This is a genomic window from Pedobacter nanyangensis, assembly GCF_003313505.1.
In the GTDB taxonomy this organism is placed as follows: Bacteria; Bacteroidota; Bacteroidia; order Sphingobacteriales; family Sphingobacteriaceae; genus Pedobacter; species Pedobacter nanyangensis.
The window spans coordinates 42,839-55,160 of record NZ_QMHO01000019.1 but is presented as its reverse complement, the minus strand read 5'-3'; the positions used below and the strand labels follow the sequence as shown (position 1 = coordinate 55,160).

At 40.9% G+C, this 12,322-nt stretch carries 11 protein-coding genes; 8 read left to right on the top strand and 3 right to left on the bottom strand.

All coding sequences use genetic code 11. From position 1 onward, the window contains the following. The first annotated feature begins 303 nt into the window (after positions 1-303). The 3 genes from DUT71_RS19355 to rsmG all read left to right on the top strand — a co-directional run bounded on the left by DUT71_RS19355 (position 304) and on the right by rsmG (position 2,563). Positions 304-525: a hypothetical protein gene (locus DUT71_RS19355; RefSeq protein ID WP_113664194.1), complete on the top strand. Its 222-nt coding sequence runs from the start codon at positions 304-306 to the stop codon at positions 523-525. A gap of 139 nt (positions 526-664) precedes the next feature. Further along, positions 665-1,786, top strand: coding sequence for a glycosyltransferase (locus tag DUT71_RS19350; protein WP_240186993.1), 1,122 nt, complete (start codon positions 665-667; stop codon positions 1,784-1,786). A 147-nt stretch (positions 1,787-1,933) separates the two neighbouring features. Next, complete coding sequence (rsmG, locus tag DUT71_RS19345) at positions 1,934-2,563, top strand: 16S rRNA (guanine(527)-N(7))-methyltransferase RsmG (protein ID WP_113664193.1); 630 nt, start codon at positions 1,934-1,936, stop codon at positions 2,561-2,563. Positions 2,564-2,570: 7 nt separating this feature from the next. Here rsmG and DUT71_RS19340 read toward each other — a convergent pair whose 3' ends face one another. Both DUT71_RS19340 and DUT71_RS19335 read right to left on the bottom strand, forming a co-directional pair. Next, positions 2,571-4,601 (bottom strand): M56 family metallopeptidase, encoded by a 2,031-nt coding sequence (locus DUT71_RS19340; RefSeq protein WP_113664192.1) that lies wholly within the window; start codon positions 4,599-4,601, stop codon positions 2,571-2,573. After that, a complete protein-coding gene (locus DUT71_RS19335; RefSeq protein WP_113664191.1) occupies positions 4,598-4,969 on the bottom strand; it encodes a BlaI/MecI/CopY family transcriptional regulator in 372 nt (123 codons plus the stop codon). Before DUT71_RS19335 ends, DUT71_RS19340 begins: the two co-directional genes overlap by 4 nt. A gap of 110 nt (positions 4,970-5,079) precedes the next feature. On the opposite strand from DUT71_RS19335, the gene dprA reads away from it, so the two are divergent. Beyond that, on the top strand, positions 5,080-6,174 hold the full coding sequence (gene dprA, locus DUT71_RS19330; protein ID WP_113664190.1) for a DNA-processing protein DprA: 1,095 nt from the start codon (positions 5,080-5,082) through the stop codon (positions 6,172-6,174). Positions 6,175-6,666: 492 nt separating this feature from the next. After that, positions 6,667-8,028, top strand: a complete 1,362-nt coding sequence (locus DUT71_RS19325) for a pyridoxal-phosphate dependent enzyme (RefSeq protein WP_113664189.1) — start codon at positions 6,667-6,669, stop codon at positions 8,026-8,028. 77 nt (positions 8,029-8,105) lie between these two features. On the opposite strand, the gene DUT71_RS19320 is transcribed toward DUT71_RS19325, so the two are convergent. Continuing rightward, entirely contained in the window at positions 8,106-8,813 is a 708-nt protein-coding gene (locus DUT71_RS19320; protein WP_240186992.1) for a hypothetical protein, read from the bottom strand. Positions 8,814-8,898: 85 nt separating this feature from the next. Between DUT71_RS19320 and DUT71_RS19315 the strand changes: the two genes are divergently transcribed. From DUT71_RS19315 to DUT71_RS19305, 3 genes are read left to right on the top strand one after another with little or no spacing between them, the layout of a single operon-like run. After that, positions 8,899-10,527 carry an acyl-CoA carboxylase subunit beta gene (locus DUT71_RS19315; protein ID WP_113664196.1) on the top strand — a complete coding sequence of 543 codons (1,629 nt, stop codon included), beginning with the start codon at positions 8,899-8,901 and terminating at the stop codon, positions 10,525-10,527. A 5-nt stretch (positions 10,528-10,532) separates the two neighbouring features. Then, complete coding sequence (locus DUT71_RS19310; protein WP_113664188.1) at positions 10,533-11,141, top strand: toxin-antitoxin system YwqK family antitoxin; 609 nt, start codon at positions 10,533-10,535, stop codon at positions 11,139-11,141. A gap of 1 nt (position 11,142) precedes the next feature. Then, complete coding sequence (locus tag DUT71_RS19305; RefSeq protein ID WP_113664187.1) at positions 11,143-12,303, top strand: dipeptidase; 1,161 nt, start codon at positions 11,143-11,145, stop codon at positions 12,301-12,303. The last annotated feature ends 19 nt before the right edge of the window (positions 12,304-12,322 follow it).

Here is a 12,322-nt window from a genome sequence, read left to right as displayed (position 1 = left end):
CGGAAAGCGGGACTAATGCTGCGATAAAAAGCTGACGAACATTGCTTTTCAAAAATAGAATTTGATGTTTTTATAATGACGATCAGTAGATGAGCTTATGGCTTGTACTGTCATCATCCATTACAAAATTAAACTAGCACCCTGTATTATCACCCACCATTAGAGAAGCGAAAATCCGAAGGATTTCAATCTTTGTAGAGAAATATGTACGCGGAATCATGCGACTCCGTAGGAGTCGTACCCAAAGGACATAGGTCTATTTTTATAAATATTTGACCTCTTCGAGGTCTTAAACCTGAATTTATGGACAAGGTTTATACTTTTTGCTCATGGAAACCAGGTTTATTAAACCCGATTGTAATGGAAAGCCCACAGCCGAGTAAAGCGAGGCAAGGGCTTGTAATGAGCGGGACTGTACAAACCGATGCACCACTGCAACTGCTTTCCAAAAAAAAATCTGCGGTATCGGCGGGGAAAGTAACCTTTAAACCTTCGTTAACGAAACTGCTTCGTGCCTTGCCATGATGCCGCTATTTTCGCTACTGTATGAAATGAAACCATCATTAAGCAGCTTGCAACCAAGCCCTAATCTCAACCCAATTTTTTCAACAATGCGCTCAAATTAAATTAAAAAACAGACCTTTGCTTGCTTTAGAATACCATCGTGGAATTTAACATACTCGAAATCTGCTTATTAAGTGCTCTGGCCATCTGTTTCCTCATACATCTTTACTATGTTTTGGGCGTGCATTTAAAGCTGGCGCAATACCGTATCAACGATTTGACCGCTGAAAGCCAAAGGCCCATTAGCGTAATTGTTTGCGCACGTAACGAAAAACCAAACCTTGAAAAGTACCTGCATAGGCTGTTTGAACAGGACTATCCCCAGTTTGAGGTGGTGGTGGTAAACGATAGGTCGTGGGATGGCACTGCTGATTTGCTGGAAGAATTGGGAAAAAAATACAGCAACTTAAAGGTGGTGCAGGTTGCCGAGGGAAATAAGTTTATTGCTGGTAAGAAGTTTGCCGTAACCATGGGCATTAAGGCGGCTAGCCATGAGTGGTTGGTGTTTACCGATGCAGATTGTGAGCCGGCTACCCCTAATTGGCTCAAAGGTATGCAGCAACCTGCCGATGACGACATCGAAATTGTGTTGGGCTACTCTCCGTATTTCAAAAGAAAATCATTGTTAAACGTGCTGATCCGTTTTGAAACATTTTTTACTGCCGTTAACTACCTGTCTTTTGCGGTAAAGGGCATGCCTTACATGGGCGTGGGCAGGAACATGGCCTATAAAAAGTCGCTTTTCTTTAAAAACAAGGGGTTTGCTGCGCACATGCACATCCTTTCTGGTGACGACGATTTATTTGTGAACGCCAACGCGAGACCAGACAATAGCCTTATCCAAATTCATAGGGATACGCACGTTTGGAGCGAGCCCAAAACCTCTTTTTTGGCCTATCTCCGTCAAAAGAAAAGGCACATTGGGGCCGGTAAATTTTATAAGCCCAAGCATAAGTTTATCCTTTCGGCACAAATAGCCGTACAGTTTTTGTTTTATGCTTTGGTAATTGCTTTGGCTGTTTTGCCCAGCACTCGTTTTATTGCGGCAGGTATCTTTTTGTTGAGCTTAATGATCAGGTGCTTTGTTTATCCAAAGTTGCTAAAAAGACTAAATTATGGCGAGTTAAGATGGTGGTTTCCAATTTTGGATATCTTGTTAATGGCTTTTTTGGTGTTTAACGCAATGATGTCTGTATTTGTGAAAAAAGTGCAGTGGAAGTAAGAGCAAGGACAAAGGAGCCAAGAATAAAGCCTAAGGATGTGCTACCATACGAACATTGATTTGTGCAAAAATTTACGAACCCCTAGATCCTAGCTACTAATTCCTAGCCACTTTTTAACTTTCCACTTTAACTTATAACTTTGCCAAATGGTAAAACCTGATATCCTTTTCAAATACTTTAAAGATTTAAGCCGTAAGCAAATTGAACAATTTGAAAAACTTTATGAGCTTTACAGTTTTTGGAATGGGCAAATCAATGTGATTTCCCGAAAAGATATTGATGAACTTTACGAGCGCCACATCTTGCATTCGTTGGGCATCGCTAAGTTTTGCACATTCAAGCCTGGCGAAAAGGTACTGGATGTGGGCACGGGGGGTGGCTTTCCGGGTATTCCGTTGGCTATCCTGTTTCCAGAAACACAGTTCCATTTGGTTGATTCTATCGGCAAAAAGATCAAGGTGGTTACCGAAGTGGCCAAAGCCTTGGGGCTTGAAAATGTGCAGGCCTCACATAGCCGGGCCGAACAGATTACCGATAAGTACAATTTTGTAGTATCACGTGCCGTAACGCGTTTGGGCGAATTTTATCCCTGGGTACGCGGAAAGTTCGTCAGCGATAACATTAATGCCCTAAGAAACGGCATTCTTTACCTAAAAGGAGGTGATTTAACCGAGGAGATTAAAGAATCAAAACTGAAAGCAGAGTTATATCCGCTTTCAGCTTATTTTGAGGAAGACTTCTTCGAAACTAAATACGTGGTTTATATCCCACAATAGTCGTCAGTTAGCAACGGTCATTCTTGTCATTTGCAGGTTGAGGTTTGTATAAAGTCCAGGCCTTGCCATTGTAGCCAGTTTTTAATTGCTGCGAAAGGGCTATCTTGGTGGTGGTGGTTGAAGGTTTAGTTTTTCCAAGCTTTACACCCTGCACTTTTTTGACAGGCACCTCACTAGCTTCAATTTTAAGTTTAATAGGTTTTGCTTCTTTAGCCTCGTCCAATTTAACGCCTTCAACCTTTTTTGAAGGGGTTTTCTCATACTTAAAGGGGAATGAACGTGGCCCGTTGTCGCTGGATGCTCTTTTCTCCTCAATCGTTAACTCTTCCGTTTTTTTGCTGGGAATAATGGTTAATTCTTGAACTTTTGCTCCCTTAAGCGCAGCAGTTTTGTCTGGCTTGTCGGCTTTCACTATTGGTGGCGGAAATTGTTTAAGCTTCCTACCCTTCGGAGGATTTTCTATCGCAGGTGGAGATTTAAGTTGGCCATTTTTGTACAAAGAAGGTGGCGGCTCCGTAAGCGTTGCTTTTTTGATATTGCTCCCATGCACTTCTACGGCTCCTTTATTGGCTCTATTGCCATATTTTTTAACAGCCTCCGTAGGATTCAAAACGATAACCTCCTCTGTATTAGTAACGCCGTAAAATGTGCTATTATCTTCTACCGTTTCACCATTAATTACAATAAGCCTAGGGTCAACCTCTATCACTTTCTGATCACGAAAGGCATTACGCGGATAAAAGGAAGTTTGGTTTTTAGGTTTGTACGTAGGAGGATATTTAACCTGATCTTGTTTAACTACCTTTGGCGGATTTGGGGATAAAGCTTTAACTTTACGATGTTGCGTGCTGGATTTCAGTATTGGAGGAGGAAAGGTAAGTGTTGCTTTTTCTCCATATAGTTCAACAGCCCCATTTTTTCCTTTTTCAGCGCCGTATTTTTTAATGGCATCAGCACTGTTCAAAAAAACGATTTTATCTACTTCTGAAGTCCCGTAGTATTTATTTTTATTCGCGATTATTTTTCCGTTAATCACAATTAAACGTTCTTCCAATGAAATGAAATTACCGTTCTTGTCGTGCTTATATTTAGGATAATAGGTCTTTTTTTGTTGCGTTGATTGGGTAATTTCTGGTTTAATTTCTTGTTGGGCACCAATTTCTACATACCCATAGCTTTTGCTAAAACCTAGCGTAGATGCGCACAATAAGCCAGTGCCAAGTGGTACGGCCAGCAAATACTTGAGCCTGGCCCATTTTGCCGTTTTTTCTTTGTTTAACATGTTGATTCTACTTTTTAATATTGATTGATTGAAAAATTGATTGACTAGAGCAGGGGCATATGAGGCCATAGAACTTTCGATGAGAAACATGGCATATTCATGTTTGGAGATATCCTTGGCCGTGGTGTTTTCATCTGCGATATATTCATGCAGAAGAGTTAGATCCCTTTTTATGAAATATATGAGGGGATTAAACCAGCAGACGATTTTCAAAAGCTCCAATAAAATGATGTCCAAACTATGCTTTTGTTTAATATGGATCATTTCATGTTTCAGCACGGTATGGTTTTTAGCCAAGTTAGGGTGAATAAATAATACATTGAAAAATGAAAAGGCAGCATGTTCGGCAGATAGCTCAACCAAGGTATATTTGCCCAATTCACGCTTTTGGTGATTAAAGTACAACCTAATGATTTTGGAGACCGAAACAAGAAACTTAATAGCCAAACCAACGGACAAAGCCAAATATCCGTAGAAGAGATAATCGTTTAAGCCCCATGCCCTGGGCTGATCTGCCACTACCACTTCGGTAAATTGTTGGGGAATCTCTTCCAGCTGTACGGTGGTTGCAATTTCCAGCGGTGGTTTTAAAAAGCCCAGTTGAATAAACGGGATCGCAAATGAAATTACGATACTTAAGACCAAAAAATATCGGTTAGCGTGATAAAAGGTACTATCCTGCAAAAGCAGTTTATACAGCAGATAGAAGGCTGCCAAATACAGGTTAGCCTCTAACAAATAATATAGCCAGTTCATGATTTCTTATTTTTAAGCTGTTCGGCAAGTGCAATAATTTCATCCAATTGCGACACGTCCATGTTTTTTTCCTTTACCAGAAAAGAAACCAGGCTTTCGTAGCTGTTTTCAAAATAATTGCTCATCACCTTGTCAAAGGCAAAATGCCTATATTGCTCTTCGGTGATAATGGGGAAATAAACATGCGTATTGCCAAAGGCCTTGTGGTCAACAAATCCTTTTCCCTCTAAAACCCTAATTACTGTAGAAACGGTATTGTATGCCGGTTTTGGATCTTCCATTCGGTCAATCACATCTTTTACAATGGCTTCTTTAAGTTCCCATAAAATAAGCATTACCTGCTCTTCTGCTTTTGTTAATTCTCTCATAATGAATTATCTTGCTTAATAATATAAAGTTAAAACTATAAAAATAGTTTACAAACTATTTTTATAGTTTTAATGTTAATTCACTGTAATACAGTGTAATAATTTTATCTATGAGTAAACAACATCAAATTGCCCTCACCCTTATTGAAGGGGTAGGACCGCTAATTGCCAAAAAACTTCTCCAACATTTTGGCAATGCGGCACAGGTATTTAATGCCAATCAGAAACAACTGCTGCAAATAGAGGGCATAGGTAAAAAAACAGCCGCCGCCATTTTACAGACCAACGCTTTAGCCCTGGCGGAAGAAGAACTGAAGTTTATAGACAAACACCAGATACAAGTGCTCTTTTATGAGGACGAAGATTATCCCAAACGTTTAAAAAGTTGTTACGATTCTCCTTTATTGTTGTACTACAAGGGGACAGCAAACCTTAACGCTCCAAAAATAGTGAGCATTGTAGGAACGAGAAACACCACCGCCTATGGTAAAATGCTCTGTAAACAGCTGATAGAAATACTCAAGCCTTATCAGGTTTTGGTGGTAAGTGGTTTGGCCCACGGCGTGGATGGAGCGGCGCATAGGGAATGTGTGGCACATCATGTGCCTACCCTTGGCGTATTAGCACATGGACTGGATAGGATTTATCCGGCCGCACATCGGGAATTGGCCGCCAAAATGTTAGATTGCGGTGGATTGCTTACCGAATTTTTGCCGGGCACCAATCCAGATCGGGAAAATTTCCCCAAGCGTAACCGCATCATTGCCGGCATGGCCGATGTAACCGTCGTAGTAGAAGCTTCTATAAAAGGCGGTGCTTTAATTACGGCCGAAATTGCTAATTCCTATCATAGAGATGTGTATGCTTTCCCGGGCAGGGTAAATGATGAATTCTCCGAAGGATGTAATTTTTTGATCAAGACCAATAGGGCTGGACTGATCAATAACCCGCAGGATTTAATTTATTACCTAGGCTGGGATGATCAAACCGCCAAAGCCAAATCCGCACTGCAAGTTCAACTACCTTTAAACCTAAGCAATGAGGAGAGAATCGTTTGTGAAGCTCTTTCGCATACCGCATTACCAGTTGACGAACTATCCTTGAAGACAAACATGGTACAGAGCAAGCTCGCTGTTGTTTTGCTCACCCTGGAAATGAAAGGCATAATTGTGGCCTTGCCAGGAAAACTGTTCAAATTGGTTTAATGTGCGTTAGGGATAAGCTTTTTGTGATTTTTCAAGGCCTCCAGCCCCAGCAAATCCTCTCCGTTCTACTGAAAACGGAATCTGTTTTGCACATACGCTTATGTGCCTATATGGTTGTGTTTTATCTTTACCAACAACACAAAGCTTACCAAATAAACCCATAGGCACATAGCAAACTCAATGTCATGACTAATGAATAAAAGTTTGTCCGCAAAGCGACAAAATCGTAAATAGTAGCAGGAAATTGATGTTTTGGGCCTGAGAACTAATTAAAATACACAAAAAATATTTTCTTATCCCGAATATTAATTCTAGCCTTTCGGCGAAACAAATGAAAATACAATTAATGAATTTTACCAAATTTATAGTATATAAAGTATATCATTTTTATAGGTTATGAAACTAAATTTTGTTTATTAAATGTTTTTAAAATTAAATTTTAAATAAGCTTTACGGGGTGAAATACTTGTTGTTGTTCCGTATTTTTGTGCCATGTGGTATAACAATATATTGGAAACCATTGGTAATACACCATTGGTAAAATTGAACAGCATCGTTAAAGAGATTCCTGCTACCGTATTAGCTAAAATAGAAACAACCAATCCAGGTAATTCGATTAAAGATCGTATGGCGATCAAAATGATTGAAGATGCCGAAAAGAGCGGTAAACTAAAGCCAGGAGGAACCATCATCGAAGGTACATCTGGTAATACAGGAATGGGTTTGGCCATGGCCGCAATCATTAAAGGATACAAATGTATTTTTACCACTACCGATAAGCAATCTAAGGAAAAAGTAGATGCCTTACGGGCCTTTGGTGCCGAGGTAATTGTTTGCCCCACCAACGTTGAACCAGAAGATCCACGTTCCTACTACTCTGTGTCTTCACGTTTAGAACGTGAAGTTCCCAACTCTTGGAAACCTAACCAGTACGATAATTTAAGTAACAGCCAAGCCCACTATGAGCAAACTGGCCCTGAAATTTGGGCACAAACCGAAGGAAAGATCACGCATTTAGTGGTTGGTGTAGGTACAGGGGGTACTATTTCAGGAACTGGAAAATACCTGAAAGAGAAAAATCCGAACATTAAGGTGTGGGGCATTGATACCTACGGCTCTGTATTCAAAAAATATAAAGAAACAGGTATCTTTGATAAGCAGGAAATCTACCCTTATATTACCGAGGGAATTGGCGAAGACTTTTTGCCCGCTAACGTAAACTTCGAGGTGATTGATCTTTTTGAAAAGGTAACGGATAAAGACGCTGCGCTGATGACTAGAGAAGTTTGCCGTCAGGAAGGGATTTTTATAGGCAACTCTGCTGGAGCAGCTGTAGCAGGTTTATTGCAGCTAAAGGACCAATTAAAACCAGAGGACGTCGTTGTGGTGATTTTCCATGACCACGGAAGCCGCTATATGGGGAAGATGTACAACGAAGACTGGTTGCGTGAACGTGGTTTCCTAAAGGATGAAAAATTAACCGCCAGAACCATCTTGGCTAAAAAGCAAACAGGTGAAATTGTAACCATCGATTGCGAGAAAACCGTTTCGGAAGCATTTAATGCCATGAGTACCATGAACATTTCTCAAATACCTGTAACCCAAAAGGGAATGTTGGTAGGCAAATTGGAAGAAAGCGATATCCTGAGTGCCTTGTTGGAAAACCCCAGTGTAAAATCAGCAACGGTAGAAACCGTGATGGGCCCAACTTTCCCTTTTGTAGATTTAAATACTTCTATCGATAGGCTATCTTCTTTAATTAATAAAGATAACAGTGCTGTTTTGGTTGAGCTGGAAGATGGAAGGTTTGATATCATTACGCAGTATGATATTATCAATGCGATAAAAGGCTAGCGCTTTTAAGTGAAAAGTATAGCGTTAAAATTAAAAAGATTGGCATTGTCGCCAATCTTTTTTAATAGATGTACAACTTACAAATAATTATCTTTGGTTACCTCCCAGGTCCAGGGCTTTTTAAAATCGCTTAAAGTTCTGGGTTGCGAAAATACCAAGATATCCTCCTCCGTTTCATTGGAAATATTACGCTTAAAAATACTTCCTACCACGGTTTTAATGGTACGGTCAACAAAATCATACTGTTTGTCTACCATCTCGCCAGTTTCATTGTTGTAGTAAACATTATTGGCGGTAACCAAGTTCCATTGATTTTGTAGGTATTGGAACTCATAATTAAGTTTCCAGCGCCAGGCATTTCCACCTTCAAAAGACAGGGCCAGGTTGTTTTTATCTACCCTAAGGCCTTTTAAAGGATCACCTAATTTACCACCTTCTTCGGAACGTAAAATGAAATCGTTGTTTTGAAGCGCCAAACGGTACCTATTGCCCGATTTAAAATAAATGGCCAGCATTCTGGGTTTTTGGGTTTCGGTAATTAATTCTATTTCATAATTGCCATACGCCCTGTCTTCATCAATTGCTTGGTTGTACTCTAAAATCAAGACCAAATCTGGTTGTTGGTCGCGGTTCAAATCACCCCGTACCGAATCTAAAACCTTCCAGTTTTTGGGAATCAGGTGATGGATTTTATCGCTTTGCGATACCAGCTTTGGAAAGCCGAATTTTTGGGCAAAAGCGAGGTTTCCGCTAACCATTATTGTAAAAATTATCAGCCATTTCATGCTACTACAACGCTTAAAATGCTATTTTAGCATCGTTGGCTGTGTAACTGTGCAGCCAAGACCAAAAACCAAATTTAAAACCAGTATGGATTTATCATTTAACAAGAATGAGGACTACAATAAACAGTTAGTCTACCAATTGAAAGAAAAACTAAAAAAAGTTTACCTGGGCGGCGGCCAGAAAAGTGCCGCTAAACAAAAAGAAAAAGGAAAACTTTTGGCAAGGGAGCGAATTGATTATTTGTTGGACAAGGAAAGGCCTGCCATTGAAGTGGGTGCTTTTGCCGCCGAGGGCATGTACGAAGCGGAAGGTGGTTGCCCAAGTGCAGGAGTAGTGGTGAAAATTGGCTACGTATCGGGCAGGCAATGTGTAGTGGTAGCTAATGATGCTACCGTAAAAGCGGGGGCCTGGTTTCCAATGACGGCAAAGAAAAATCTACGTGCACAGGAAATTGCCATGGAAAACCGTTTGCCAATTATTTATTTGGTGGATAGCGCTGGCGTTTATCTGCCCATGCAGGATGAAATTTTTCCTGATAAAGAGCATTTTGGACGTATTTTTAGGAACAACGCGATCATGTCATCGGAAGGAATAGTACAAATTGCGGCCATTATGGGCTCATGTGTAGCTGGAGGGGCCTATTTGCCTATTATGAGCGATGAGGCCATGATTGTAGACGGTACGGGATCGGTGTTTTTAGCGGGGTCGTACTTGGTGAAATCGGCCATAGGCGAAGACATCGACAACGAAACCTTGGGCGGAGCAACCACGCACTGCGAAATATCTGGCGTTACTGATTATAAGCACCCCAATGACCAAGCCTGTTTGGACAGTATCAGGAATATCATGAGCATGTTGGGTGCACCAGAAAACGCCGGCTTTGATCGTGTTAAGCCTGCTCCGCCAAAATTGAAACCAGAGGATATTTATGGTATATTGCCCGATAATCGAGAGAAACCCTACGATATGAAAGAAATAATCATGCGTTTGGTGGACAATTCGGAGTTTGAGGAATATAAGGAACTGTATGGCCAGAGCATAATATGCGGTTTGGGCCGCATAGACGGTTGGGCCGTGGGCATTGTAGCCAACCAGCGCAAAGTAGTTAAATCAAAAAAAGGCGAAATGCAGTTTGGTGGCGTAATTTACTCTGACAGTGCCGATAAAGCCAGCCGTTTTATCATGAACTGCAACCAAAAGAAAATCCCTTTGGTGTTTTTACATGATGTTACAGGATTTATGGTAGGAAGCAGGTCTGAGCAAGGCGGCATTATTAAGGACGGGGCCAAAATGGTAAATACAGTAGCTAATTCCGTAGTTCCAAAATTTACGGTGGTGTTGGGCAATTCATACGGTGCGGGCAATTATGCTATGTGCGGCAAAGCTTACGATCCAAGATTGATTTATGCCTGGCCAAGCGCAAAGATTGCGGTAATGGGAGGTGCGCAAGCTGCCAAGGTATTGCTCCAAATTCAGGAAAGTGCCCTGAAAGCAAAAGGAGAAACCCTTGCCGAAGATAAGAGAAACCAATTACTGGATGATATCACCAATAAATATAACGCTCAAACTACACCATATTACGCCGCATCACGTTTATGGGTAGATGGGGTCATAGATCCTCTGGAAACCCGTAAGGTTATTTCCATGGGAATTGAGGCCGCCAACCAATCGCCTATTCGAAAAGCTTTTAACGTTGGGGTTATTCAAACTTAAACACGATGAAATATAAACTGCTGATATTTTTTTGCTTTGGTGCCGTTTTACAGGTTTTTTCTCAAGCCAAGCCTATCTATTTTAATGGAAATAGAATTGTTTCCGATGCCCGGCAGGCCACTTCCTACGGTGTTTATGGAAAATTAAGTGGCGAAGACTTATGGGTACTGAAACGGTACGATCTGTACGATAATTTAATGCTTTCGGGCGCTTATAAAGATGAGCAGCTCGCTAAACCGCATGGGAAGTTTATTTTTTATGGAAGTATTTACGACTATAACGACGAGAATTTTACCAACTTTAAGAATGCAAAAACAGACAGATATATTACGCAGGATGGATCATATGTGGATGGGCTAGAGGAAGGAAAATGGACGGATTATTTTCCTGATGGAAAAATACTGGGATATCGTACTTACTTAAATGGTAAATTACATGGAGACATTGCGCTCTTTAATTACAAAGGTAGGCGAGAAATATATGGACACTATAAGAATGGGCTAAAAGACGGCACTTGGTATAATTTGAAAAGGAGAACTAAAGAAATCTTTAACGAAGATAAACTGATCAGTACAAGCAGGCTTACCCGCGAAGAAATACAAGCAATAGAATAACATGAAGAAACAATTGGTCCTATTGGCCGCCACCGTGCTGGCGCTGAGCACTTATGCGCAAACAGCTAGTGAGGCGATACATCGTAAAGCGATAATGGTGGATACGCATGGCGATATTCTCTATAACCAAATACAATCTGGGATAGATGTTGGAAAACTGCAATCATCAGGTAATTTTGATTTGGTGAGGGCCAAACAGGGTGGCCTTGATGTACAGGTTTTTTCAATTTGGTGCGATGAAAAAGGTGGATTTGATTTGGCCAATAGGCAGATCGATTCGCTGTATAGCCTAATCAAAAGATATCCTGGCGAAATTGCCCTGGCTACTAACGCTCAGGAACTGGAAAAAGCAGTGAAGCAAAATAAACTAGCCGCCTTAATTGGGGTAGAAGGAGGCCACATGATTGAAAGTGACCTGAACAAACTTGAGGCCTTGGCCAAAAGGGGCATGATCTATCTAACGCTTACCTGGAATAACAGCACTCCCTGGGCAAGTTCTGCCGCTGAAGAAAGCAAGGGTAAAATTGCTCAGCCAGGGCTAAATGATTTTGGAAAATCAGTGGTGAAAAAATTAAATGATCTTGGGGTATTGGTGGATTTGTCTCACGTGGGAGAACAAACATTTTACGACGCCATTAAGGCGTCAAAGAAACCTATCTTGGTATCTCACAGTTGTGTGCACGCCATTAATCCCATTCCCAGAAATTTAAAAGATGATCAGATCAAAGCCGTAGGGAAAAACGGCGGCATAATTTCGTTGAATTTCTATAGTGGTTTTTTGGATTCGACCTACTCCAAAAAGCAACAGGGATTTTTGGCCAAGTACAAAGATGAACTCAAAATGCTAAGTGATAAATATGGAAGATCAAAAGCGATTGATACCCTCATTAGCTTGCATAAAGCAGAAGCCGATGAAATTAGGCCGAGCGTTGAAAAAGTGGTAGACCACATTGATCATATCGTAAAATTAATTGGCGTAGACCATGTAGGAATTGGTGCCGACTTTGACGGAGCCGAATCTTTCCCGCAGGGTATTGATAGCGTAGCTGATTTTCCTAAAATAACCGCTGCACTTTTAAAAAGAGGCTACAGCGAAGCCGATATCCATAAAATATTGGGCGGAAACTTTGTGCGCCTGCTTAAGGCTAATAAAGGAAAATAGAACTAACCCCTAGCTGCTA

Bases quoted from the DNA above. Each gene is read 5' to 3' on its own strand.
- DUT71_RS19320 (WP_240186992.1), bottom strand. From the start codon at position 8,813: ATGAAATGGCTGATAATTTTTACAATAATGGTTAGCGGAAACCTCGCT.
- DUT71_RS19335 (WP_113664191.1), bottom strand. From the start codon at position 4,969: ATGAGAGAATTAACAAAAGCAGAAGAGCAGGTAATGCTTATTTTATGG.
- DUT71_RS19325 (WP_113664189.1), top strand. From the start codon at position 6,667: ATGTGGTATAACAATATATTGGAAACCATTGGTAATACACCATTGGTA.
- DUT71_RS19305 (WP_113664187.1), top strand. From the start codon at position 11,143: ATGAAGAAACAATTGGTCCTATTGGCCGCCACCGTGCTGGCGCTGAGC.
- dprA (WP_113664190.1), top strand. From the start codon at position 5,080: ATGAGTAAACAACATCAAATTGCCCTCACCCTTATTGAAGGGGTAGGA.
- DUT71_RS19340 (WP_113664192.1), bottom strand. From the start codon at position 4,601: ATGAACTGGCTATATTATTTGTTAGAGGCTAACCTGTATTTGGCAGCC.
- DUT71_RS19355 (WP_113664194.1), top strand. From the start codon at position 304: ATGGACAAGGTTTATACTTTTTGCTCATGGAAACCAGGTTTATTAAAC.
- rsmG (WP_113664193.1), top strand. From the start codon at position 1,934: ATGGTAAAACCTGATATCCTTTTCAAATACTTTAAAGATTTAAGCCGT.
- DUT71_RS19315 (WP_113664196.1), top strand. From the start codon at position 8,899: ATGGATTTATCATTTAACAAGAATGAGGACTACAATAAACAGTTAGTC.
- DUT71_RS19310 (WP_113664188.1), top strand. From the start codon at position 10,533: ATGAAATATAAACTGCTGATATTTTTTTGCTTTGGTGCCGTTTTACAG.